General features: G+C 70.5%; 22 protein-coding genes. 11 read left to right on the top strand and 11 right to left on the bottom strand.

The genetic code is table 11. The annotated features are described in order from the left end of the window. Positions 1 to 275: 275 nt before the first annotated feature. The 4 genes from rpsF (at position 276) to rplI (ending at position 1,931) form a co-directional block, all read left to right on the top strand. Positions 276 to 566, top strand: coding sequence for a 30S ribosomal protein S6 (gene rpsF, locus KBX08_RS08255; RefSeq protein ID WP_036391391.1), 291 nt, complete (start codon positions 276 to 278; stop codon positions 564 to 566). 80 nt (positions 567 to 646) lie between these two features. After that, entirely contained in the window at positions 647 to 1,189 is a 543-nt protein-coding gene (locus tag KBX08_RS08250) for a single-stranded DNA-binding protein (protein WP_210782058.1), read from the top strand. Further along, on the top strand, positions 1,189 to 1,470 hold the full coding sequence (gene rpsR, locus KBX08_RS08245) for a 30S ribosomal protein S18 (RefSeq protein WP_051723758.1): 282 nt from the start codon (positions 1,189 to 1,191) through the stop codon (positions 1,468 to 1,470). Before KBX08_RS08250 ends, rpsR begins: the two co-directional genes overlap by 1 nt. 14 nt (positions 1,471 to 1,484) lie before the next feature. Then, positions 1,485 to 1,931, top strand: coding sequence for a 50S ribosomal protein L9 (rplI, locus tag KBX08_RS08240; protein WP_030487689.1), 447 nt, complete (start codon positions 1,485 to 1,487; stop codon positions 1,929 to 1,931). Positions 1,932 to 2,125: 194 nt separating this feature from the next. On the opposite strand, the gene KBX08_RS08235 is transcribed toward rplI, so the two are convergent. Beyond that, positions 2,126 to 3,679, bottom strand: a complete 1,554-nt coding sequence (locus KBX08_RS08235; RefSeq protein ID WP_210782056.1) for a hypothetical protein — start codon at positions 3,677 to 3,679, stop codon at positions 2,126 to 2,128. A gap of 396 nt (positions 3,680 to 4,075) precedes the next feature. Between KBX08_RS08235 and dnaB the strand changes: the two genes are divergently transcribed. Further along, positions 4,076 to 5,479 carry a replicative DNA helicase gene (gene dnaB / locus KBX08_RS08230; RefSeq protein ID WP_210782054.1) on the top strand — a complete coding sequence of 468 codons (1,404 nt, stop codon included), beginning with the start codon at positions 4,076 to 4,078 and terminating at the stop codon, positions 5,477 to 5,479. Between the two features lie 23 nt (positions 5,480 to 5,502). Here the strand turns inward: dnaB and KBX08_RS08225 are convergent, their stop codons facing one another. The 5 genes from KBX08_RS08225 to KBX08_RS08205 form a co-directional block, all read right to left on the bottom strand. After that, complete coding sequence (locus KBX08_RS08225; RefSeq protein ID WP_247669073.1) at positions 5,503 to 6,222, bottom strand: maleylpyruvate isomerase N-terminal domain-containing protein; 720 nt, start codon at positions 6,220 to 6,222, stop codon at positions 5,503 to 5,505. 62 nt (positions 6,223 to 6,284) lie between these two features. Next, positions 6,285 to 6,668 (bottom strand): zf-TFIIB domain-containing protein, encoded by a 384-nt coding sequence (locus KBX08_RS08220; RefSeq protein WP_210782052.1) that lies wholly within the window; start codon positions 6,666 to 6,668, stop codon positions 6,285 to 6,287. Positions 6,669 to 6,690: 22 nt separating this feature from the next. Next, positions 6,691 to 7,323 (bottom strand): phosphoribosyltransferase, encoded by a 633-nt coding sequence (locus KBX08_RS08215; RefSeq protein WP_210782050.1) that lies wholly within the window; start codon positions 7,321 to 7,323, stop codon positions 6,691 to 6,693. Between the two features lie 41 nt (positions 7,324 to 7,364). Then, positions 7,365 to 8,729, bottom strand: a complete 1,365-nt coding sequence (locus tag KBX08_RS08210) for a glycosyltransferase family 87 protein (protein WP_210782048.1) — start codon at positions 8,727 to 8,729, stop codon at positions 7,365 to 7,367. Between the two features lie 50 nt (positions 8,730 to 8,779). Beyond that, entirely contained in the window at positions 8,780 to 11,302 is a 2,523-nt protein-coding gene (locus KBX08_RS08205) for a bifunctional diguanylate cyclase/phosphodiesterase (RefSeq protein ID WP_210782046.1), read from the bottom strand. Between the two features lie 735 nt (positions 11,303 to 12,037). Here KBX08_RS08205 and KBX08_RS08200 point away from each other — a divergent pair. The 5 genes from KBX08_RS08200 to KBX08_RS08180 all read left to right on the top strand — a co-directional run bounded on the left by KBX08_RS08200 (position 12,038) and on the right by KBX08_RS08180 (position 18,121). Beyond that, on the top strand, positions 12,038 to 15,142 hold the full coding sequence (locus tag KBX08_RS08200) for a BTAD domain-containing putative transcriptional regulator (RefSeq protein WP_210782044.1): 3,105 nt from the start codon (positions 12,038 to 12,040) through the stop codon (positions 15,140 to 15,142). Between the two features lie 261 nt (positions 15,143 to 15,403). Continuing rightward, positions 15,404 to 15,895, top strand: coding sequence for a cyclic pyranopterin monophosphate synthase MoaC (gene moaC / locus KBX08_RS08195; RefSeq protein ID WP_210782042.1), 492 nt, complete (start codon positions 15,404 to 15,406; stop codon positions 15,893 to 15,895). After that, positions 15,892 to 16,362, top strand: coding sequence for a molybdenum cofactor biosynthesis protein B (locus tag KBX08_RS08190; RefSeq protein ID WP_210782040.1), 471 nt, complete (start codon positions 15,892 to 15,894; stop codon positions 16,360 to 16,362). Before moaC ends, KBX08_RS08190 begins: the two co-directional genes overlap by 4 nt. Positions 16,363 to 16,439: 77 nt before the next feature. Next, a complete protein-coding gene (locus KBX08_RS08185) occupies positions 16,440 to 17,696 on the top strand; it encodes a molybdopterin molybdotransferase MoeA (RefSeq protein ID WP_210782038.1) in 1,257 nt (418 codons plus the stop codon). Next, positions 17,693 to 18,121, top strand: coding sequence for a molybdenum cofactor biosynthesis protein MoaE (locus KBX08_RS08180; protein ID WP_210782036.1), 429 nt, complete (start codon positions 17,693 to 17,695; stop codon positions 18,119 to 18,121). The genes KBX08_RS08185 and KBX08_RS08180 overlap by 4 nt, the downstream gene beginning before the upstream one ends. Positions 18,122 to 18,125: 4 nt before the next feature. Here KBX08_RS08180 and KBX08_RS08175 read toward each other — a convergent pair whose 3' ends face one another. Next, a complete protein-coding gene (locus KBX08_RS08175) occupies positions 18,126 to 19,592 on the bottom strand; it encodes a glycosyltransferase 87 family protein (RefSeq protein ID WP_210782034.1) in 1,467 nt (488 codons plus the stop codon). Between the two features lie 215 nt (positions 19,593 to 19,807). Continuing rightward, a complete protein-coding gene (locus KBX08_RS08170) occupies positions 19,808 to 20,353 on the bottom strand; it encodes a DoxX family protein (RefSeq protein ID WP_112583895.1) in 546 nt (181 codons plus the stop codon). Positions 20,354 to 20,486: 133 nt separating this feature from the next. Here KBX08_RS08170 and KBX08_RS08165 point away from each other — a divergent pair, with 133 nt between their 5' ends. Next, the gene (locus KBX08_RS08165) at positions 20,487 to 21,035 is read left to right on the top strand and encodes an N-acetyltransferase (protein WP_307850480.1); all 549 of its coding nucleotides are present in this window, start codon (positions 20,487 to 20,489) and stop codon (positions 21,033 to 21,035) included. A 24-nt stretch (positions 21,036 to 21,059) separates the two neighbouring features. On the opposite strand, the gene KBX08_RS08160 is transcribed toward KBX08_RS08165, so the two are convergent. The 3 genes from KBX08_RS08160 to KBX08_RS08150 all read right to left on the bottom strand — a co-directional run. Beyond that, the gene (locus KBX08_RS08160) at positions 21,060 to 22,301 is read right to left on the bottom strand and encodes an ATP-binding protein (protein ID WP_210782030.1); all 1,242 of its coding nucleotides are present in this window, start codon (positions 22,299 to 22,301) and stop codon (positions 21,060 to 21,062) included. Between the two features lie 157 nt (positions 22,302 to 22,458). Further along, positions 22,459 to 22,908, bottom strand: a complete 450-nt coding sequence (locus tag KBX08_RS34640) for a hypothetical protein (protein ID WP_210782186.1) — start codon at positions 22,906 to 22,908, stop codon at positions 22,459 to 22,461. Positions 22,909 to 23,330: 422 nt separating this feature from the next. Next, on the bottom strand, positions 23,331 to 23,812 hold a 482-nt coding region (locus KBX08_RS08150; protein ID WP_210782028.1), incomplete at its 5' end, for a hypothetical protein.

Below are 23,812 nucleotides of genomic sequence, written 5' to 3'. Positions count from 1 at the left end.
CGTTCCTCCCCAGGTCCCACCCAAGGAATGCGGACCGGACGCCCCGCGGCCTCGTAGACGAGGGCCCACCACCGACCGATTGACGGTCGGACGGTGGGCCCTCGTCGGCTCGTCCGGGTCCGGAGCCGACCACCCCGGGCATGATCGTTGAGACCGGGTATCCTGGTCAGGTTGTCCGCGTCCGGCCGGGTTCCCTCGGCGCGTGCGGGCAGCGACACAAGACCTCCTGCCACGGAAGGACCGTGGCCGCTTAGCCCACAGGAGGTGAGCACGTCTTGCGTCACTACGAACTAATGGTCATCCTCGACTCCAGCCTCGAGGAGCGCACCGTCGCACCGTCGCTCGACACGTACCTGAACGTGATTCGGACCGCGGGTGGCTCGGTTGAGAAGACCGACGTGTGGGGCCGTCGGCGCCTCGCGTACGAGATCAACAAAAAGGCCGAAGGCATCTACGCCGTCATCGACCTGCAGGCCACGCCTGCTGCGGTGGCCGAGCTGGACCGTCAGCTCCGGCTCAACGAGTCCGTGCTGCGCACCAAGGTCATCCGACCGGAAATGCGCTAGAGCATCCAACCCCGGTTCGTCCGGATCAGCCTCCGCGACTCTGTCGTACGGCTCTGCGAGCCTGTACGACGAGACGCTGAGTGCGCGAGGAGATGGTCATGGCAGGAGACACCACCATCACGGTCATCGGCAATCTGACCGATGACCCCGAGTTGCGGTTCACCCCCTCCGGGGCTGCGGTCGCCAAGTTCCGAGTCGCTTCGACGCCCCGTTTCATGGACAAGGCGTCGAACGAATGGAAGGACGGCGAGCCGCTGTTCCTCGCATGCACCGTGTGGCGGCAGGCCGCCGAGCACGTCGCCGAGTCGCTGCAGCGTGGCGCTCGGGTGATCGTGTCGGGCCGGCTGCGTCAGCGGTCGTACGAGACCCGCGAGGGTGAGAAGCGCACTGTCATCGAGCTTGAGGTCGACGAGATCGGCCCGTCGCTGCGCTACGCCACGGCGAAGGTGCAGAAGATGTCCCGCTCCGGCGGTGGCGGTGGCGGCGGCGGCTTCGGTGGCGGCGGTGGCGGTGGCAACCAGGGTGGCGGCGGAGGCAACTTCGACGACCCCTGGGCTTCGGCTGCTCCTTCTCCCGCGCGTGCCGGTTCGGGCGCCAATTTTGACGAGGAGCCACCGTTCTAATGGCGCCTAGCGCTCGCGATCGCAAACCAGGAGCACGTGCAACGGCCAAGGCTGCGGCACTGCGCAAGCCCAAGAAGAAGGTGAACCCGCTCGACAAGGACGGGATCGCCTACATCGATTACAAGGACACCGCGCTGCTGCGCAAGTTCATCTCCGATCGCGGCAAGATCCGCGCTCGTCGGGTGACCGGCGTGACCTCGCAGCAGCAGCGGCAGATCGCCCGTGCGGTCAAGAACGCCCGTGAGATGGCGCTCCTGCCATACACGGCCACCACCCGCTGAGAGGAGGCACCGATATGAAGATCATCCTGACTCAGGAAGTGTCCGGCCTCGGTGCCCCGGGCGACATCGTCGAGGTCAAGAACGGCTACGGCCGTAACTACCTGCTGCCGCAGGGCTTCGCGATCGTCTGGACCAAGGGCGCGGAAAAGCAGGTCACGGTCATCAAGCGGGCCCGTGGGGCCCGCGAGATCCGCGACCTCGACCACGCCAACGAGGTCAAGGCTCAGCTCGAGGGTCTCAAGGTCAACCTGAAGGTCCGCGCCGGCGACGGTGGACGGCTCTTCGGCTCGGTCACCCCGGCCGAGATCGTCGACGCCGTCAAGGCCGCCAGCGGCCCGGTCCTCGATCGTCGCCGGCTGGAGGTGCCCGGTCACATCAAGTCGATCGGCGCCTACCCGGTGAAGATCAAGCTGCACCCTGAGGTGACCGCGTCGTTCAACCTGAACGTCGTTCAGGGCTGACGTCCGCAACACCACCACGAGGGCCCGCACCGAGCGATCGGTGCGGGCCCTCGTGCGTACGTCGTCCGACCCGACAATGCCCCCGGCCAAGATGGTCGCCGCCGGCATGCCCCGCCGCCCAGCGGGCCCCGACCTGCCTTCCCGCCCAGCGCGCGCCCCGACCCGACGCCCGTCCGAGCCGGCCCGCCGACGGGTCACCCGATGGGCTGGCCCGTCACCGCGCTGATCAGCACCGTGGAGAGGCCGCCGCCCACCACCGCGGCGGCAACCGCGATGGTCGCCGAGCGCCACGTCGTACCCACCCGCCGCAGCAGCGCCGCCACCACCAAGCTGCTCACCAGCGCCAGACCGAAGCGCGGCGAACCGGCCAGCAGTGACTCCAGTGCCCGGGACCGGGCGGACTCACACCCGCCCCCGCTGATGTCGGTCACACAACCAGCCGGCGCCTGGCTGTCCAACGTCAACAGCCAAACGAAGATCAGCATCGCCGGCACCAGGTAACAGGCCGCCGTGTACAGCAGAGGCCGGACGGACCCACCCGGATCCGGGTCCAGCAGGTCGTCCTCCAGACGCCGCGCCCAGGCGCCAGTGGCCGCCGACTCGACCCGCCGACGCACCGACGCCGTTCCCACCGCCGGCCGGTCCGCCCGACGCCGGGGCGTACCCGGACGCGCCGCACCCGTACGCGGCGCGGGCGCGCTGCGCGGCCGTGGGGCGGTGTATCCCACCACCGGAGACCGGGGCGCCGACGTCGTCGGATCCATCCAACGCGGGTCGTCATCGGCCAACCTGGTGCCGGACCAGAACCCGTCTTCCCGGCTTGGCCACCCCTCGGCCGCCACCGAGCGATCGGAGCGCGGCGCCAGCGTACGGTCCCACTGTTCGTCCTCGATCGCGGACCGCTCCCACTGGCCGGTGCGGTCCGACCGTTCCCAGCCACCGACGCTCTCCACCGCCGACCACTGCCCGCTCAGGTCCCCGCCGTCCGCGCCGGCCACCGGCGGCCACGCGTGCACGCCCGAGGCGTCCCACGGGTCCACGGCAGGCGGGTACGACGGTTCGGGCTCCGCCGCCCGGTCCGATCCACGGGCCCACGGGTCGGCCGCCGGACGGGACCAGGACTCCTCCGCCGCACGGCGGCTACGCCGGCTCGGACGGCTCGGCTCCTGTTCCGGCACCTGCTCGCTCGGGGTGGACTCCGGCTCACCGCCCGACCAGATCACCTGTGGACGGCCGGCGGGCGCGCGGCGGGGACGCCGGTCCGAGACGGTGCCGGAGACCGGCTCGTCCTCCCCGGCGTTGGCCCGTCGGCGGCCGGCGTACCCCTGGTCCTGCGGCCGGTCGAGCGTCCACTCCCGGGTGTGGTCCGAGTCTGGCGCCGGGCCGATCGCTGCCTGCTCCCGTCGACGCGGCTCGCTGCCCCGCCGCCGACCACTCGACGACTCGGCGGACCGTCGGCCTGCCCCGGAGATCGGCCGCTCGGGCTCGTCCTCATCGTCGTCCGGTGCCGCGTGGCGACCACCGCCGTCCGCGTGCCGGACCCCTGACTCCAGCGCCCACCGGGGCAGGTAGGCGTCGACAGGCTCGTCCTGGCCGCGGTCCAACGCGCGCCGCCGGCTGGAGGTGCGGTAGCGCCCGTCCTCGTCGTACGGATCAACCGGAACAGACGCCGCGCGCTCACCCCACGAGGCGGTTGGCTGGCGCTCGCGCGGGCTGCCATCGCCGCGTCCCCAGTCCCGGTAATTCACGGCCGGAGTGTGACCCTTCTGAACCGAAAGCGGAATCCGCTGTCCAGGTGTAGCCGTTCGCTGGAGATAGTACGGGACGATCGTGTCACAGGCCCGACCGAAATATTCTCCTCCACAGGCTGGGGAGCATGTTCTCCCAGGTCAAAGACTTATGGCCGAGAATTCCCCAATGGTTATCCACAGGCTGTGCACACGCTGCGCACATGCTGTCCACCGGGATCCACAGGTTGTCCCGAGGCTCGTCCACCGGCGTTGTTGAGTCTCTGACCTCGGGGTCCGTATGGTTGGCCCTCGACCGCCGGCGATGGCCCCCGATCGACCGGCCCGGTCGGAGGAGAAGTGTCATACCCCAGCGGTAGAGCTGGGGTTGGATCCGGCGCAGTGGAGGGGGGACCCGTGTCGGTAACCGACGACATGCGGGCAGAGCCACGCTCGGGCGGAGGCCAGTCACCCGCACAGCGGGATGGCCAGTTCGACAAGACCCCGCCCCAGGACGTCGCGGCCGAGCAGTGCGTCCTCGGCGGCATGCTGCTCTCCAAGGACGCCATCGCCGACGTCGTCGAGATCCTCAAGACCAACGACTTCTACCGGCCGGTGCACGCCACCATCTTCGACATCATCCTCGACATCTACGGCCGGGGTGAGCCGGCCGACTCGATCACTGTCGCGGCGGCGCTCGCCGACTCCGGGGATCTGGTACGCATCGGTGGCGCGCCGTACCTGCACACACTCATCGCCAGCGTGCCCACCGCCGCCAACGCGGCGTACTACGCCCGCATCGTCAGCGAGCGGGCGGTGCTACGCCGACTGGTCGAGGCCGGCACGAAGATCGTGCAACTGGGCTACGGCACCGCCAGCGGGGGCAGCCGCGACGTGGACGACGTCGTCGACCTCGCCCAGCAGGCGGTCTACGACGTCACCGAACGGCGGGTCAGCGAGGACTTCGCGATCCTGGCCGACATGTTGCAGCCGACGCTGGACGAGATCGAGGCGGTGGGCGCGACCGGCGGCATGATGACCGGCGTTCCGACCGGCTTCAGCGACCTGGACCGACTGCTCAACGGCCTGCACGCCGGACAGTTGATCATCGTGGCCGGAAGGCCGGGTTTGGGCAAATCGACCGCGAGTATGGACTTTGCCCGAAATGCTGCTATTCGCGCCAACCAGGCGGCTGCCATCTTCTCGCTGGAAATGAGCAAGGTCGAGATCGTCATGCGGCTGCTCTCCGCTGAGGCGCGGGTGCCGCTGCACGTGCTGCGCAGCGGTCAGCTCTCCGACGACGACTGGACCAAGCTGGCCCGGTGCATGGGTGAGATCAGCGAGGCGCCGCTCTTCGTCGACGACACGCCGAGCATGAACCTGATGGAGATCCGGGCCAAGGCTCGGCGGCTCAAGCAGCGGCACGACCTCAAGATGATCGTGGTCGACTATCTCCAGCTGATGACCTCACCGAAGCGCACCGAGAGTCGCCAGCAGGAGGTCGCTGACCTGTCCCGTGGCCTCAAGCTGTTGGCCAAGGAGGTCGAGTGCCCGGTGATCGCGGTCAGTCAGCTGAACCGTGGCCCCGAGCAGCGCACCGACAAGCGACCCCAATTGTCCGACTTGCGTGAGTCTGGCTCAATTGAGCAAGATGCTGACGTTGTCATCCTTCTGCACCGCGACGACTACTACGACAAGGAGTCGCCGCGAGCCGGGGAGGCGGATTTTATTGTTGCCAAACATCGAAATGGACCCACCGACACGGTGACCGTCGCGGCCCAGCTGCACCTGTCCCGCTTCGTCGACATGGCCATCGGCTGACCGGCGCGGCGACCCGTCGTCGGTCAGCCGAGCAGTGGGAACCAGCCCGCCGACTCACCCAGTTCCAGTCGGTCCCGGTCGGTCAGCGGAACGCCCCCGGTGGCCTTCAGCAGGAAGTCGTGGTCGTCCCACGCGCCGGGTCGAACGGTGTCGTCACTGAGCAGGCCGTCCATGGTCGCTACGGCGACGCGTACCGCCAGTGGGCCGGGCGGCGGCGCGTCGGGCAGTTCCAGCGTCAGGTCGAGGTGGTGGACGGCGGCCTCGGTGGTCAGGGTGGCGAGGAAATCGGGTACGCGCAGCACGTGTCCCTGGGTGGTCACGTACCCCTCGGGGTCGGCTGACGTGGCGGCGCGGACCGCCGCCGGCGCGGTGTCCCGCCAGAGCGCGACGATGCCGGTCGGGCGGTCGAAGGCGGCGGCCGATCGGCGGACCCACCAGGCTTGTCGGGTGGCGTTCTCATCATCGCCGGGGAAGTCACGCCAGTAGCTCACGTCGTCGACGTCGGCGGGGCCGTCGACAGGGCTGGCCAGGGTGACGAGTGCCCGCTGGGCGTCGCCGAGCACGTGCAGGAGCAGGTCGGCGATGACCCAGCCCCGGCAGCGGGTGGCTCGTTGCAGGCCGGCATCGTCCAGGCGACCGACCACCGCGGTGATCCCGTCGTACGCCTGGGCCAGCGCCTCGTCCGGTCGGATCGGGTCATACGATTCAGCCTCGCATGAGGCATCGCCCCCGCCAACGATCAACGGCCCGGGTGGTGTGCCCGGGCCGACGCGTGGATCGACCCGGGCGGAACGTCGGCTCCGGCTCAGCCGAACATGTCGTCGAGGAAGCCCTTGCGCTTCTTCTGCCGGTAGTGGCCGTGGTAGCCGTGGTGCTGTTGCTGCTGGTGGCCGTACGCCGGCTGCGGCGGGTAGCCGTGGGCGGGCGGGGGCGGCGGCGGGACGGCGCCGTAACCGGGCTGGTGCGCCGGGGGCGGCGGGGGCGGGTAGCCGGCCGGCTGCTGCGCGGGCTGCCCTGGCGCGCCGCCGGCCTGTTGGCGGCTCCAGTTGGCCTCCGCCTCGAACAGCTTCTCCAGCTCGCCGCGGTCCAGGAAGATGCCTCGGCACTCCCCGCACTGGTCGATGACGACGCCGCTGCGCTCGTACTGGCGCATTTCTCCGTGACACTTGGGACAGGTGAGGCTACTCATCGCCCGACGGTACCCGGTATTTCTATGCAGTTGCTGTGAGCGCCTCGGTGACTTCTTCGTCGGACACCTCGTGGAAATCGTCGTAGTAGACGCTGACCGCGCCGAAATCCGCCGGGCGTTGCGCGCAGATGATCTGGTCGGCCTCGGCGGCGAGCAGTTCGTACGCCTCCTGCGCGCCGACCGGGACCGCGACGACGACGCGGTGTGCCCCGAGTTGGCGGACGACTTCGACGGCGACGCGGGCGGTTGCGCCGGTGGCGAGGCCGTCGTCGACGATCACGGCCGTCCGCCCGGTGAGGTCCAACTGTGGGCGGTCGCCCCGGTAGAGCCGTTCCCGGCGCTCCAGTTCGGCCTGCTCCCGGCGGCGCACCTCGGCGATGTCGTCGCTGCTGAGTCGGCTGGCCACCGCGTCGTTGAGCACCTGCACACCACCCGGCCCGAGTGCGCCGAAGGCGACCTCCCGGGCCCACGGCATGCCGAGCTTGCGGACGACCAGCACGTCCAGTGGTGCGCCGAGGCGTTCGGCGACGACCCGGGCGACCGGCACGCCGCCACGGACGAGGCCCAGGACGACGACGTCCGGTTCGCCGATGAGTGCGGTGAGCCGTTCGGAGAGCACCCGGCCGGCGTCGGCCCGGTCGAGGTACGTGGTCATGCCTTCAGGTCTACGCCCTGGCGCGCCGTTTCGCTCGTAAGTTACGCCGAAGTGGTCCGACCGGTTCGCTCATCGGCAATCGCGACGGTCGGTGTGTCGCTTGGTCGGCGTAGGGCGGGAGCCCAGGTCAGCAGGGCCAGCGGGTACAGCAGGTAGCCGAAGCGGGTCGAGGGCATCAGGGCGATGGCGGCGAGCAGCCCGTACCCGCAGATGAGCGCGGTGGCGACGGCGGTGCGGGGCGGGCGGCGGGCGAGCCGGACGGCGATGGCCAATCCGGCGGCGACCAGCAGCCCGGCGGCGATCAGCCGGCCGGCGGGTAGCGCGCTGGCGATCAGGTAGCCGGGGAACGGGGACTGTGCTGGGCTGGTGACCAGCCCGTGGCCGAGGGGGAAGCGCAGCACGTTCTCGGTGAGCGCGTCGCGGTCCACCAGCAGCGCCGGCAGTAGTGCGGCGATGGGCAGTCCGATCGCGCCGACGGCGACTCGGGTGCCGGCGCGTCGGGTCAGGCCCCAGACGATCAGGACCAGGGCTACCGGCCAGGCGAACAGCTTCAGCGCGCCGGCGAGTCCGACCGCGAGGCCGGCCCGGCCGGGTCGGTCGGCGGCGGCGAACGCGAGGGCAAGCAGGCAGAGCGCGAGTACGGGTAGGTCGTCGCCGCCGGTGGCGAGGGTGAGGGCACAGATCGGCAGTACGGTGGCGGCCTGCACGCCGCGCAGCAGGGCGGCGTCCCGTCGGTGGGTCGCGGCGGTGGTGGCCTGGCCGGCGGTGGCCTCGCCCGTGGTGGCCGGTGCTCCGCGCAGGGCGGCCACGGCCAGGGTGAGCGCCAGGGCGGTGCCCACCGCGAACCAGACCCGGGAGTCGGTCCACCAGGTGTCGAGCAGCGCCCTGGGCAGGCCGAACATCGCCATGCCGGGCTGGTACGGGGTGTAGCCCATCAGTTGCTCGCCCGGTGGCAGGGCGGCGATGGCGTCGGGTCCGAGGTAGGGCGTGCCGTGTTCCAGGAGGCGGCTGCCGGCCTGCTCCACGACCAGCACCTCCTCCTGGGCCCGGTCGGTGCGCCCACCGGCCCGGTCGATGCTCTGCCAAGCCAGCGGCAGCAGCGTGGTGGTGGCCCAGGCGAGACCGGTGACCGCCCAGCGGGCTGGCAGACCGGTCAGCCGGGAGGTTGGAGAGCGTCGACGCAGCAGAAGTTGGGCGATCACCGTCAGCGTTGCCAGCAGGTAGCCGACGGCGGCGACCGCTCCCCAGGCGCGGTGCGGCAGCAGGGTGGACGTGACCGCGGTGATCGCGGCGAAGGTTGCCGACACCGCGTAGAGGCCCAGGTCGAGGGCGAGTCCGCCGGCGGCGTTGTCGAGCGTGCGCCAGTGCCAGCGACTGCGGTGGGCGGTCGGGTCGTCGACGATCACGCGCGACAGTCTGGCAGACCGGACTGCCCGGGCAGCGGGGCGATGCCTGCTCAGGCGGGCAGGTGTGGCAGGCGGTCGGGCCTGGAGCGGCCGGCCTGGCGGCGGTTCTGGCTCAACCGGATCACCGCCCCGGTGTCGTGCAGCGGCGCGGCGAGGGCGCCCGGTCGGCCGCCCGAGCCGCGCTGCATCGCCGCGAGCAGGGTGCCGGACGGCATCGGCCGGGCGAACAGATGGCCCTGGCCGGCGACGCAGCCCAACTCCCAGAGGGCACGCCGCTGCGGCTCGCTCTCCACGCCCTCGGCCACCACGTCCAGGTCCAGGCTGCGGCCCAGGTCGAGGGTGGAGCGGATGACGGCGGCGGCCTCCGCCGAACTCTCCATCGTCGTCACGAAGCTCCGGTCGATCTTCAGCTCGTGAACCGGGATACGGGAGAGCAGCGAGAGGGAGGAGTAGCCGGTGCCGAAGTCGTCCAACGCCAACCGGACTCCCTCGTCGCGTAGCCGGCTGAGCACCCGGTCGACCACGTCGAGTTGGCTGAGGGTCAGCGTCTCGGTCAACTCCAGGACCAGCCGGTCGGGTGGTAGGTCGTGGGCTCTGAGGCGGGCCAGCACCGAGCCGGGGAACCGCGCGTCGAGCAGGCTGCGCGGGGACACGTTGACAGCGACCGGTATGTCGAAGCCGGCGTCGCGCCAACTCACCGCCGCGATCAGCGCCTGGTCGAGGATCGCTTCGGCGAAGGCCGGTAGCAGGCCGGACCGTTCCACCGCCTCCAGGAACCGCAGCGGGTCGATCAGGCCGTGGGTGGGGTGGTGCCAGCGGGCCAGCGCCTCAGCGCTGGTCACCTCACCGGTGCCGAGGTCGACGATCGGTTGGAAGTTGACGACGAACTCGTGGTCGGCGACCGCGCGCGGCAGGTCACCGCCCAGGGTGAGGCGACCGAGGTCGGCGGTGTCGCGGGTCGGGGCGTACGTGGCGATCCGCTGCCCGGCCCGCTTCGCCTGGTACATGGCCACGTCGGCGCGGCGCAGCAACTCGGCCATTCCGCCGTTGGACGGGGCGCCGGAGATCCCGCCGCTGGCTTCGACACTGATTCGCATGCCGTCCAACTCGAACGGCTCGTGCAGGGTGGCGAGCAGCGTCTCGGCCCGGTGCGCGGCGACCGCCGGGGCCGGCAGACCGCGCATGAGTACGGCGAACTCGTCGCCGCCGAGGCGGGCCACCAGGTCGCTCGGCTGGGCCGCACCCCGCAACCGGTCGGCCACCTGCACCAGCACCTGGTCGCCGGCGGCATGCCCGAGCGTGTCGTTGACTTCCTTGAAATGGTTGAGGTCGATCAGCACCAGCGCGGTCACCCCGTCGGCATGGCGGGTGCTCAACTGTTCGGTGCCCTCGTCGAGGAGGTGCCGGCGGTTGGCCAGGCCGGTCAGCGCGTCGTGCGAGGCCGCGTACGCGTGCTCGTCGGCGACCCGGGCCAGTTCGGCGTACGCCTGGGCGTTGCGGACGGCGGTGCAGAGCGCGGAGGCGAAGGTGCGCAGGGTGTACTGCTCCCGCTCGGAGAGCTGCACCGGGCCGCGGAAGCGCAGTCGAAGCATGCCGACGTCGACCGTCCGGTCGTGGCCTTCCAGCGGCGCGGGGACGATAGTGCCGTCCACGTCGGTGGGCGTGCCGGTCGGGCCGTCGAAGGTGATACCGCCGGTGCCGCCGCGTACGGTGCGGCCGCCGTCGCGCAGCTCGATCTCGACCTCGTCGGCGGAGAACAACTCGGCGGCCTGGGTGACGGCTGTGGTGAGGACGTTGTCCAGGTCGACCACGTTGAGCGCGTCGGTGGTGCGGGCCAGCCGCTGCCACGCCTGCTGCTCGGTGCGGCCTCGGATGCGCGCGGAGTAGGCGAGGTGCAGGCTCAGGACCAGGGGTGGGACGGCGAGCAGGAGCCGGGGGTCCATCTGGAGGGTAAGCAGGGTCAGGGCCGCCACCACGAACCGGACCGCGTAGCCGGCCAGGCGAAGATCCAGGTTGCTGCGGAACTGGGTCGAGATCTTGGTGCCGGAGGCGAGCGCGATAACGGGGATCGCCAGCACCTCGTCGAGGAAGGCAGCGAGGAGGTACCCGACCGACAGGATCCCCACCAGCTGCGGGGCCTGCATGGCAGGCCAGGTCCAACCGAGCAGTGCGAAGGCGATGCCTGCCCCGGCCGCGACGAGGATGTTCTTGCCAACGCCGAAGGCCAGCTTGATCGGTGGTAGACGGGCCGAGGCGATGGTGATCCCGATGCAGGTGCAGAGCACCACCCATGGAATGGGGGCAATGGCGGCCGCGATGACGATCGCCGCCTCGCTCCAACTGATCAGGTGCACCGTGGACCGGACACGTACGCGCGTCTTGACGAACGCACCCAACGCGATCATGGCGGTGAGCGTTACCAGGGTTGCTCCGTCGGGTGTCGGAGCATCGGCCGCGGGGAAGGTCAGTCTCAGGGAGGCGAGCGCAACGATCGTGGCAGCAACGACGAGGAGACCGACGATCAGCCGTAGCCGTCGATCGGTCCCGTCATCGCGTCGTTGTGAAGAGGCCACGCAACTCCTGGATTACCTCGCCTGTCGTTCTCGCAACCATATCGCCGAGCGATGCAGAAGTCCTGCACCGATGTCAGCCCCACTCGTTTCCGCGCATTTCACCCACCCTCTCCTTCGTGTGGATGTCGGTCTTCGTTGGCGCCGACTCTCTACGAATGGAGCTTAAATGGGTTTGGCCCTAGTTAGGGATGATAAATGTCGTTATCCTCAACATTAGTTAATCCTGTCCGCATAAGTGACATTCTGTTTGCGTTCCGGTGCGGAGAGCGCTGGGATGCTCGCCTGTTGCATCCGGTCCGTTGCGGAATGTCGCGAGCCGTGCCGACTGATTAGACCGCGCCCTCAGTGTGGGTGCTGCGGTGCCGCAACTCATCCGCCGATTCGGTCAACCGCTCCTCAACTTCAGCCAGGAGTCCCCTTCGTCGACTGTGGGCGCAACCGTTCGCAGATGAACATTGATGATGGTGGCACTCCACGGGGCCGTTCCCGGCGTCGGGGCCGAGGGGGCGGTGCCGAAACTCGCTTTCGCTCCTTCTTTCGATGCTGCGGTTGGAGTCGCGAACGCTGAGGCGGCAGATGGTTCTTGCAATGTTCGCATTGCACTCGTCGGCGCCGTCACAGCGGATGGCCGCGGGAGCGTTCACATCGGCGGCTTGATGGCATCGGGCGTTACATCAGGTGCCCGTAAGCTTCGTTCCGTGATCGGCTGAATACCCCGCTGAAGCAGGGGGACGGGTGGAGATTCAACTTCTGGGCGGCCTCTCGGTGCAACTGCTTGCTCGCAAGCTGCACCTGGGTACGCCCAAACAGCAGGCTGTCCTCGCGATGCTCGCGGTCCAACCCGGGCAACTGGTGACCCTCAACGACCTGGTCGACGAGCTGTGGCCGGACGGTCCGCCGCGCTCCGCAGTGGCGAACGTACGGACCTACGCCGCCAATCTGCGCCGAACCTTCGAGGCTTTCCAGTCTGGTCGGGGCGTCCTCGTTAGACAGCAGAGCGGCTACCGGCTCACCCTTGGGCCGGAAGCTATTGACGTGTTTCGCTTCGAGATGGAGTGCGTAGCGGGTCGCGAAGCCCTGATAGCCGGCCACGTCGACCGCGCTCTGGAACGGTTGGGGTCCGCCGTGGCGCGCTGGCGGGGTGCGATGCTCGCCGGCATCACGCTCGGGCCTGTGCTCGGCGCGCGCGTGATGGCCGCCGAGGAGGGACGCCTGCTGGCCGTGGAACTCCTTGCCGACGCGCAGCTCAGGGCGGGACGGGGCGACCAGGCGATCCCCCTGTTGCGGGAGGTCATCGCCCGTCATCCCCTCCGGGAACCGGCGTACGTTCTCCTCGCGCGGGCGCTGCACGAGCGCGGCGACCACGCGGGTGCGCTCGTCACGTACGACGAGGTTCGGGCGAAGCTGATGGCCGAACTCGGCGTCCTCCCGGGTTCCGACCTCCAGGCTCTCCACCGCACGATCGTTTCGGCGGTGCCATCCCGGCCGCCGGCGAACCGCGCCGCATCCCGTCCGGCTGGCCAGAGCGCCCGTCGTGTTTCGAACCCAACTTCCACAGTCGATGTCCCGGTCTCCGCAAGAGCGCCTCAGCCCGACCTGGTGGATCACCTCCCCCGAGCGGTCACCGACTTCGTCGGCAGGGAGGACGTGGTGTCGCGACTGCTGGCGGAGACCAGGCGGATCGAAGAGCGGGTGCCAGCCGTGCACATCATCGACGGCATGGCGGGTAGCGGCAAGACGACCCTCGCCGTGCATCTGGCCCGCCGGCTGTCCGATCGATACCCGGACGCCGCGCTGTTTATCGACTTGTGCGGGCACGGCGAGAAGAACCGGGTGGAGCCGGCGAGTGCTCTGGCCTCGCTGCTACGACAGATGGGCGTTCCGGCTGGCCGTGTGCCGGTGGAGTTCGACGACAGGGTGGAGTTGTGGCGGCAGGAACTGGCACGTCGGCGATCAGTGATAGTGCTCGACAACGCGGCGAGCAGCGAGCAGATCATGCCCCTGCTGCCGGTCGAGCCGACCACCGTCGTGCTGGTGACCTCACGGCGGCGTCTGACCCACCCGGATGTCGGGCCCTCGCAGACGCTCCCGCTCCTCAACCCCCGGGAGAGCTTGGAACTCCTCAGCCTGAGTGTCGGTCGGGACAGGATCGAAGCCGAATCGGATGCGGCCGCCGAAGTGGTGCGCCGGTGCGGGTACCTCCCACTGGCGATCCGGCTGGCGGGTGCCAGGCTGGCGCATCGGCGCGGCTGGCGGTTGGCGGACCTTGCCGGGCAGATGGCCGGCGAGGTTCCGGTGCTGCACCATCTGGCCCAGGAAGAGAGCACCGTCACCGGGGCCTTCGCCGCTTCCTACGAGCCTCTTCCGAGTTCGACCAAGCGTGTCTTCCGATTCCTGGGCCTGTATCCCGGTAGCCGCTTCAGCACACCGGCAGTAGCAGCGCTGACCGGTCTGACGATCGCGGAAGCTCGCGCGGCGCTCGACGACCTCGTCGACAGGAACCTGGTGGAGGATCTGGACTCGACGCGATATCGACTGCACGACCTCATGCGGCAGTACTCCATCGAACTGTGTTCGCGCACCGACTCCGCGAGCGACCGAAAGGCCGGGCTGGAAAACCTGTTCGATTTCACCCTGGAGATGGCACTGAGGGTCGCCAAGACGCTGGAGTTCAACGACCTGGGATCTCGCGTCACACATCTTCCGTTCGCGCGACCCGAGTTGATCGACGCGATCGGGGAGCCCACCGCCGACTGGTTGGAGACGGAGCGGACGGACCTGGTGACGATGGTGAGGTCAGCACTTGATGAGGGCTTCCACGAGCACTCCTGGCGACTGGCCCGCGCTCTCTGGCGATTGTGTTACATCCGCGGGTACTTCGAGGACATCATCACGACCCACCGGCACGCGCTGACCGCAGCGGAGGCATCCGGGGACGTCGGCGCAATGGCATTGATGAACAACTACCTCGCTTCCGGATACGTTCGGACCGGCGACAACCGGGCAGCGCTGCACCATCTGACCCGCGCTGTCGCCCTAGCCGGAGAGTCGCGGGACGCGCTGAACGCGGCTCGATACCGCGCCAATCTCGCCGCCGTCTACTGGTGGAGCGGCAATCTGGCCGAAGCGGTGACGGTCGGTCTGGAGTGCCTGCGTGACTACAAGGGGTACGGCAACGTCAGGGTGCCGATGGTGCTGCCGAATCTCGGCATCGCACTGACGGCCCTGGGCCGTTACGAGGAGGCGCTGCGGATCCACCGCCTGCACCTGGCGTGGGCCCGAACGAACTCCGACGAGTTCCACACCCTCAACGCTCTCAGCCACATCGGCGCCGTACGCCTCCGGATGGGTGACCTTCCGCAGGCGATCCGAATTCTCCTGGCCTCCTTGGCCCTGCGCGATCGCACCGGCCACCGGTACGCCGAGGCCGAGGTGCGCAACGACCTCGGGATCGCCTATCGCGGTCTGGGTCGTCTGGTGGAGGCCCAGCAGGAGCACGAGTTGGCCCGGAAGCTGTCGATCGGTTCGGGGGAGCGACACGTCGAGGCGGCTGCGCTCAACGAACTCGGGCGCACCCTGCTGGCGCAGGGGCGAGGTGGCGAGGCGTTCGAGGTGCACCAGGAGGCGTTGCGGTTGGCCACTCGGATCGCGCACCCCCACGAGCAGGGTCGAGCGTTGGCAGGGCTCGCCGAACACTTCGCCCGCATCGACCCGGCCGAGGCCCGACGGCACTGGGAGCGGGCGTTGGCGATCTTCCGACGGATGGGCGTGCCGGAGCGCTTCGAGGCCGAACGTCGCCTCGCCGAGTTGACTGGCGCGACGGTGGTCGCAGAGCGCTGACCAGCCTGAACGGCGCTTATCGATTTCTTATCGGCACGCCCGGTAACCTACCGGCCGTATCGACGAACGGGGGAGGTTCTGCCCCTGGGCAGAACCGGGTCGTCGACACGCGCCCGCTGCTGGGTCCCCCCAGCGACCTTGGTGGTGGGCTGGTGAGGGAGGAGCGGCGTCGGGGCAGTTGCGCCGTCAGCACCCGGTGCGTCGCCAGCGCGACGCCGCTCCTTCCGACCGCCGTCGTACCGCACCGATAGGCTCACGACCGTGACCGAACCCGCGCAGCTCAGCCACGTCGATCGCGCCGGCGCGGCCCGCATGGTCGACGTCTCCGCCAAGGCGGTGACGGGTCGGTTGGCCGTCGCGGCCGGCCGTCTGCGGACCACGCCCGAGGTCATCGACCTGCTGCATCGCGACGGGCTACCCAAGGGTGACGCGTTGGCCGTCGGGCGGCTGGCCGGGATCATGGGGGCCAAGCGCACTCCTGACCTGATTCCGCTCTGTCACCCGATCGCCCTGCACGGCGTCACCGTCGACCTGCGGTTGACCGCCGACACCGTGGAGATCACGGCCACTGCCCGCACGGCGGACCGGACGGGGGTGGAGATGGAGGCACTGACGGCGGTTGCTGTCGCAGGTCTCGCCCTGGTCGACATGGTCAAGGCGGTCGACCCGGCGGCCTCGGTGGAGGCGGTCCGGGTGCTGCGCAAGGAGGGCGGCAAGACCGGCGAGTGGGTTCGGCCGGAGGACCGGCAGTGATCCGGGCTCGGGTGATCGTCGCTTCCAATCGGGCCGCGGCCGGTGTCTACGCCGACACCAGCGGGCCGCTGCTCGTCGCCGGCCTGCGGGAGCTGGGCTGCCAGGTCGACGACCCGGTGGTGGTGCCCGACGGTGAGCCGGTCGGCGACGCTTTGCGGGCCGCCCGCGCCGACGGTGTCGAGGTGGTGCTGACCAGCGGTGGCACCGGAGTCACCCCGACGGATCAGACCCCGGACGTGACCCGGGGCCTGCTGGATTACGAGATCCCCGGCATTGCCGAGGCTATCCGCGCGCACAGTCGTGACCGCGTGCCGACGTCGGTGCTGTCCCGGGGCCTGGCCGGGGTCGCCGGTCGGATGCTGGTGGTCAATCTGCCCGGCTCGACCGGCGGTGCCCGGGATGGCCTGGCCGTTCTCGGGCCGATCCTCGGCCACACCGTCGACCAGCTCCGCGGCGGGGACCACTGACCGCTCCGCGGTGGCGACCACTGGCCGGTGCGCGCCAGGCCCGGGCGGGTGTCGGTCCGTGCCGATAGGCTCGGTCGGTGAGCACGGAAACCGCACCCACAGCGGATCGGGTCACCGCACCCCCACCAGCCGGGTGGGAAGAAGCCCGCTCGCGGGTCTACGCGGTCGGTCTGGCCGCCGCGCTGCCCGCCGCCGCCCGACCACTTGTCGACACCGACGGGTCGACCCTGGCCGAGCCGTTGACCACCCGCACCGACCTGCCGGCGTTCCCGACCTCCAGCGTGGATGGCTGGGCGGTGCGCGGCAGCGGGCCGTGGCGCGTCGTCGGCCGGGTCCTGGCCGGCAGCACCCCCGCGCCGCTCACCGAGGACGACACCACCGTCGAGATCGCGACCGGTGCGATGGTGCCCGAGGGCGCCACCGCCGTGCTGCGGGTGGAAGAGTCGACGAGCGCTGACGGCCTGGTCACCGGTGTTCCCCGGGAGACACCCGAGTGGCGGAACCCCGGCGAGGAGGCGTACGCCGATGAGGAACTGTTGCCGGTCGGCACGCCGGTCGACCCGGCGGTGATCGGCCTGGCCGCCGCCTGCGGGCACGACACGCTGCGGGTCCGACGGGCGCCGCGCGCCGCGCTGCTGGTCTTCGGCGACGAGTTGCTGACGGCGGGCCCGCCCGCGGCCGGTCGCATCCGCGACGCGCTGGGCCCCGCGGTCCCGGCCTGGCTGCGGCGCTACGGCTGCCAGGTCCGCCCGTCCGACGTGGTCGGCCCGGTGGCCGACACGCTGCCCGCGCACGTGGCGGCCCTACGCTCGGCGCTGGGCCACGCCGATCTGGTCTGCACCACCGGCGGCACGATGAACGGCCCGGTCGACCACCTGCACCCGACCCTGGAGGCGCTCGGCGCCGACTACGTGGTCAACACGGTGGCGGTCCGCCCGGGCTTCCCCATGCTGCTGGCCCGGCTGACCGGCCCCGACGGGCGAGCCCGGTTCGTGGCCGGGCTGCCGGGCAACCCGCAGTCCGCCATCGTCGCGCTGGTGTCGCTCGTCGCCCCGCTGCTCGCCGGCCTCCAGGGCCGGTCGATGCCGGTGCTGCCCCAGGTCACGTTGGCCGAGGCGGTGCCCGGTCGCGGTGACCACACCCACCTGGCGTTGGTCCGACTGGACCGGTCCGCCGGCGTCGCGTTCCCGGTCCGCCACGTCGGCTCGGCGATGCTGCGGGGCCTGGCCGGCGCGGACGGGTTCGCGGTCATCCGACCCGGCACCAGCGGCGAGCCGGGCGACCGCGTTCCGATCGTGCCACTGCCGTTGTTTCCCGGGGAGCGTGCGTCGTGACCGCACCAGCGATCACCTTCGGCGAGGTCACCGACCAGCCGCTCGACCTCGCCACGCACGAGGCGGCGGTCGCCGACCGCCGGGCCGGCGCCGTGGTGTCCTTCCAGGGCGTCGTCCGCGACCACGACCACGGTCGCCAGGTCACCAGCCTGGAGTACGAGGGCCACCCCAGCGCCGCACAGGTGCTGCGCGAGGTCGCCGCCGAGATCGCCGCGGAGCCCGACGTCTACGCGGTGGCGGTATCGCACCGGGTCGGCCCCCTGGTCATCGGTGACGTGGCGCTCGTCGCCGCGGTGAGCACCGCGCACCGGGCGGCGGCCTTCGCGGCCTGCGCCCGACTGGTCGACGAGGTCAAGGCGCGACTGCCGATCTGGAAGCGGCAGGTCTTCACCGACGGCACCGACGAATGGGTCAACTGCCCCTGACCGCTCAGCGGCGGCCGTTGACCACCACGGCCCGGGCGAGCCGGTCGCCGTAGAACGCCGGCTCCGCGCCTGGACGCCAGGGCAGCGCGGCGACCAGGACGATCAGCGCGAGGGCGAGCGAGTTTTCCATCAGTGCCCCGAACAGGCCGTCCTGGTAGTGCGACATCTCCGGCAGTTGGTGTTCGTACGGCCAGATCGGAGAGATCAGGAAGAGCAGGTAGAGCCCGATCGCGGCGAAGCCGTGGCGGAGCCCGGTCAGCGTCGGGTACCAGATCGGCGGGCGGAGCCCGTTGACCCCGGGTAGACCGCCGAAGGCCGGCCCCTGGCCGGTGCGCTGCGGCATCCCCCGGCTCGCCTCGCGGCGACGCACGGCGGCGTCGGCCAGCACGATGATCGCCGGGATCACCCAGACCAGGTGGTGCGTCCAGGAGATCGGGCTGATCACGTTCGCGGTGAGACCGACCAACGTGAAGGCGGTCAGCTCGTCACCGTCGGCGCGGGAACTGGCCGCCCGGGACAGGCCCAGCGCCAGGACCAGCACCGAGAAGGCGAGCCACAGCAGCCCCGGGGTCTCGATCGAGTCGTACAGCCGGGCGAGCAGTCCGGCGAGGGACTGGTTGGGCGTCATGTCCGCCGCGCCGACCCGTTCGGTCTGCCACAGCACGCTGCCGAAATAGGTCCGCGACTCGTCACCGACGATTGCGAAGGTTCCCACCGTCACGCCGATCGTGGTGCCGATGGCGGTGGCCGCCACCCGCCACTGACGGGTGATCAGCAGGTAGGCGATGAACAGCGCCGGGGTGAGCTTGACCGCTGTGGCGAGGCCGATACCGGCCCCCGCCCAGGCCCCGCCGTAGATGAAGCGCAGCAGCGGGCCGTCGGTGGCGGCGTAGTGGGTGCCCCGGCGGGACCGCCAGCGAAGGCCGATCAGGTCAGCCATGATCAGGGCGAACAGCAGGATGTTGACCTGGCCGTAGCCGAGGGTCTCCCGAGCTGGCTCGATGGCGACCGCGAGCGGCACCGCCAGGGCCACGGTGAACCACAGTGGCCACCCGAGTCGATCCACGATAGGTCGGAGCAGCCCGGCCAGCACCAGCGCCAGGGCGGCGATGCTGGCGGCGGCGTTGACCAGGCCGGCCGCGCCGATCGGCAGCTGCGCCATCGGCAGCATCACCAGCCCGGCGAAGGGCGGATAGGTGAACCCGAGTGTGGTTTCGGGCGCGATGAACTCGTAGAGCTCGTGACCGCTCGCCCACCACACCACGGCACCGTGGTAGATCTTCATGTCGAAGAAGTTGTACGGCCGCCCGAAGGTGCCGATGGCAAGCCATGCGGCATAGGCGACGGCGGCCACTATGGCGCCCCGTACGACGTTCCTGCGATCGATCCCGCGCGTCACACGGTCGATGCCGCGTGACACACGTTGGATTGGGGCGAGGCGGTCCGCCCGTCTACCGACATCCGTCGGCATGGCGTGGCCACCCCCGTACCAAGGTCGTCCTACCCGTCCAGGTCCTGCACGGAGCCTAGAACGGCGCCTCACGTCAGTGCCTCCCGCGTTATGCGACCGTGTCCGATCCCACACATGTTTTTGACATTTCCACCGCGTTAACGCCTACCGGGTGGTTCAGGTAATTCGTGGCCTTAGCGAGGGGTGGGGGTGGGACGCAGACGGATCGACGCAGGTCAGCCGGGGAGTCGACGTGCGGTGGACGCGGAGCGGACGGCGATTCGGGCCTCTCGGCGGGCCGTTCGGACGGCGCGTTGCATGGAACGTCGAGAGTGGCCGATGCGGTGGCCCGTCCGCCACCGCAGACCCGGCTTGCCGCCGGTGTCCGCCGCGGCGAGCAGCAGACCGCCGAGGAGCCCGAGGTTCTTCAGGACGTGAATCTGATTGTTGTTCTTGGCGATCGGGTCGTCGTTGTTCCAGAAGGGATGCCCGGCGATGGTCACTGGCACCAGCGTGCCGGCCAGAACCAGCGCCGCGGGTCGACTGAACCGGCCGGTGGCCAGCATCAGACCGGCGCTGACCTGCACGGCCGCGTTGAGCCGGATCAACGTCTCGGTCTCGGTGGGGAAGCTCGGGTGTGCCTTCTTGAGCACGGGTGCGACCTTGTCGGTCACCGGTTTGGCGGCCACCGCGAGCCGACCGGGGTCGCGTAAGTTGCGATACCCGCTGACCACGAAGATGCCGCTCAGCATGGCGCGGGCGAGGGAGCGTACGGGCGTCATGGATCAGTCATACCCCGTCGCGACGTTTGCTACCCCGTCAACCGCAGGATCGGATTGGTGTTCGTACACGTACGCCACGCCGAATCGAGCGACCGTCACGGATGGACGGGCGCTGGCGGGTAACGTCGCGCGGGTGACCACGCTGCGGCTACGCCCCGAGGACCCGGCCGACGCCGGCCCGGTCCGCCGCGTACTGGCCGCCGCCTTCGCCCGCCCGGACGTGGCGACGCCGCCCGAGGTCAGCCTCGTCGACGAGCTACGCGACACCACCGCCTGGTTGCCGGAGTTGGCCATGGTCGCCGAGTACGGCGGTGAGGTGGTCGGCTACGCGCTGCTCACCCGGGTGCGGCTGCGGCCGGAGCGCGGCTCGGACGTGCCCGTCCTGGCCCTCGGCCCGGTGGCGGTCGCGCCGCACCGACAGCGTATCGGGCACGGCACGGCGGTCGTGCAGGCCGCCCTGGACGCCTCCACCGAGCTGGGCGAGCGGCTCGTCGTCGTCCTCGGTGCCCCGGTCTTCTACCGCCGGTTCGGGTTCGGCCCGGCGAGTGAACTGGGCCTGACCGGCCCGTGGGCCGGCCTCGGTGAGCCCTGGCAGGCGCTGGTGCTGCCGCCGTCCACCAGCGAGGAGGGCCCCCCGCCGCGCGGTGAGGTGCTCTTTCCGGCGCCCTGGTCGAAGGTCTGACCGGGTCGACGCGATCGGCGGGGGTCAGGCCGGCTGTGTCCGCAGGTACCGGCCGAAGTGCGGGACGGTGAAGGCGACGGTGCCCCGCTCACCGGAGTAGATCAGCCCCTTCTTGATCAGCGCGTCCCGGGCCGGGGACAGACTGGCCGGCTTGCGGCCGAGGGCACGGGCGATCTCCGCGGTGGGCACCGCGGCGTCCATGTCGTCGCGGACCACCGCGCCGGGCTCGCCCTCGACCGCGGACATCATGGCCATCGCCCGCATGTACTCGCGTTCGGCGGGAGTGGCCCGTTCGAACCGGGAACCGAAGAACCCGACCGCCAGCTCGGCCTCCGCCTCGGGCGCGGCGACCCGCACATCGGCGGCGGTGATCGGCGAGCGTGGGGCGTGGTCCCAAGTGGCCTTGCCGTACGCCTGGACGAAGTAGGGATAGCCGCCGGACTTCTCGTAGAGCAGGTCGAGTGCCTTCGGCTCGTACTCGACCTCCTCGCGCTCGGCGGGCGCGCAGAGCGCCCGGTCGGCGGCGATCCGGTCGAGCCGGTCGATGCGTTGATAGCGGAACAACCGTTCGGAGTACGACTTGGCGGCGCTGAGCACGGCCGGCAGGTGCGGAAGGCCGGCGCCGACGACGATCAGCGGCGCGCCGAGCTGGGACAGCTCGTGGCAGGCGGCGCAGAGCGCCGACACGTCCTCCGGGCCGAGATCCTGCATCTCGTCGATGAAGATGGCGATGCCGGTGCCGACGTCACTGGCCACGGCGGCGGCGTCACTGAACAGCTCGACCAGGTCGATCTCGATGTCGCCGGAGTCGGCTCGGCCGCTGGCGGCCGGCACGTCGATGCCGGGCTGCCACCGGTCGCGCAGCTTGGTGGCGGCACCGGCCCGGCCGGTCGGGTTGGATCGCTGGGCGAACGCCTTGAGGACGCCGAGGAACGCGTCGATCCGGTCCGGTGCGCGGTGGCGGGGGGCGAGCTCCCGGACCGCCATGTGCAGTGCGGCGGCGACCGGTCTGCGCAACGACTGGTCGGGTCGAGCCTCGATCTTGCCGCTGCCCCAGAGTCGGTTGATCGCCTGCGACCGGAGCGTGTTGAGCAGGACCGTCTTGCCGACGCCACGCAGCCCGGTGAGCATCAGGCTGCGCTCGGGACGACCCCGGGCGATGCGTTCGAGCACGATGTCGAAGACGTCCAGCTCCCGCCCCCGCCCGGCAAGTTCGGGCGGACGCTGACCGGCGCCCGGCGCGTACGGGTTGCGGACCGGATCCACGCATCGCAGATTATCGGGCCATCTAGCTGCGAGGCTAGACATGGATAGATGCGGCTACCGGCGTGTCGAGACCCGTCGACCACTAACTAGGGCTGTCTAGCGTGGACGCTAGACAGCCCTAGTTTTGGCAATCGGACCAGCGATCGGCAAGGTCGGGCTAGCGCTTCTTCAGGCAGAGCACGTAGTCGAACAGGTCGACCGAGTTGTCGTGCACGTAGTTCGCGGTCGCCTGTGGCGCTAGCGTCTCGCACCGGTCGCCGTCCGTGGTCGCCGGAATTCGCAGCAGCACCTGATAGGTGTTCGGGCCGCAGGGCACCTTGCGAAGGTCCGCGTCGCTCTCACTGCCGTCGTTCACCACGCAGTCACCCCTGGCGAACTCCTCGCCCGGAGTCGGGGCGGCCGACGTCGGGGCGTCGGTGGGCAGCGCGGGTGGAACGCCCGGGGCACTCGTCGACGGGGTACGCGCCGCGTCGCTGCCAGCGTCGGCCACCTTCCAGACCGCCCATCCGGCCAGGCCGAGACACGGACAGAGCACGAGCAGCACCACCACGGTGATGATGAGAGCGACGTTGCGGCCGGTCTTCTTCGCCGGCGCGACGGGCGGCATCCCGTAGCCGCCGGGAGGCTGCTGCCCCCACGGCGCGGGTGGCTGACCCGGCATCGGCCCGGCCGGCTGACCGGGCATCGGGCCCGCCGGTGGGTACGGCCCGGCCGGTGGGAACGGCCCCGGCGGCGGGTAACCCGGGTCCGAGGTGGTCGGCGGCGCCCACATCGGCGTGGTCGGCGGCTCCGGACTGGTGGGCGGCGGCGCCCACATGGGTGCCGTCGGTGGCTCCGCGCCGGTCGGCGGGGGACCCCACTGCTGGCGGGTAGGGTCGTCAGCGGCCGGCGGGGTGCTCCACTGGGGCACTGTCGGGTCGACCGGTGGTGAGCCGTCCGGCTCGTTGGGCGGGCGCTGGTACGGATCGTCCGGCTGGTCGGAACCCGCAGGTCCGTAGGTCGTCATGTCATCCCCGGGGGTGGGTGGTCTCAGCGTTGCTTGAGGCAGAGGACGAAGTCGAGAGTGTCCAGCTCACTGTCGAAGAAATACCAGTTGGTGTAGCCCTCGACCTTGCCGCACTTGGCCTCGGCGTCCCGCTCGCCGCTGGTCGGGCCGTCGATCCGGCTCAGCACCTCGTACGACTTCGCGGTACAGCCGCTGATCAGCAGCTTCGGCTTGCCGCCGGCGGTGCCGTCGTTGCGGACGCACTGACCGACCTTCGCGAAGCGGGGATCGGCCGACGACTCCGGCGCGGCGGCGCTCGGCGCCGGCTCGACCGCGTCCGCGCTGGGCTCACCGGCGACGGCCGAGTTGCTCGGCGCGGCTGCCGGCGCCGGGTCGCTCTGCCCACGGCGGAACCAGAACGCCCCGGCGACGGCGACCACCAGCAGTACGACGGCCAGTACCGCGATCAGCGGCCCCCGCCCGCGCCGGCTCGGCGCCGGATCCTCGCCGTACCGGCCCGACGACC

The sequence above is a fragment of the Micromonospora sp. H61 genome (assembly GCF_018070325.1).
In the GTDB taxonomy this organism is placed as follows: Bacteria; Actinomycetota; Actinomycetes; order Mycobacteriales; family Micromonosporaceae; genus Micromonospora; species Micromonospora salmantinae.
Note: the sequence above shows the minus strand (reverse complement) of the source record. Positions and strands in the feature narration are given on the sequence as shown.

Excerpts from the sequence above, each read along its gene's own strand:
- KBX08_RS08220 (WP_210782052.1), bottom strand. The coding sequence starts at position 6,668 with ATGAGTAGCCTCACCTGTCCCAAGTGTCACGGAGAAATGCGCCAGTAC.
- KBX08_RS08175 (WP_210782034.1), bottom strand. The coding sequence starts at position 19,592 with ATGCCGACGGATGTCGGTAGACGGGCGGACCGCCTCGCCCCAATCCAA.
- rplI (WP_030487689.1), top strand. The coding sequence starts at position 1,485 with ATGAAGATCATCCTGACTCAGGAAGTGTCCGGCCTCGGTGCCCCGGGC.
- KBX08_RS08215 (WP_210782050.1), bottom strand. The coding sequence starts at position 7,323 with ATGACCACGTACCTCGACCGGGCCGACGCCGGCCGGGTGCTCTCCGAA.
- KBX08_RS08170 (WP_112583895.1), bottom strand. The coding sequence starts at position 20,353 with ATGACGCCCGTACGCTCCCTCGCCCGCGCCATGCTGAGCGGCATCTTC.
- KBX08_RS34640 (WP_210782186.1), bottom strand. The coding sequence starts at position 22,908 with ATGCCGCCCGTCGCGCCGGCGAAGAAGACCGGCCGCAACGTCGCTCTC.
- rpsR (WP_051723758.1), top strand. The coding sequence starts at position 1,189 with ATGGCGCCTAGCGCTCGCGATCGCAAACCAGGAGCACGTGCAACGGCC.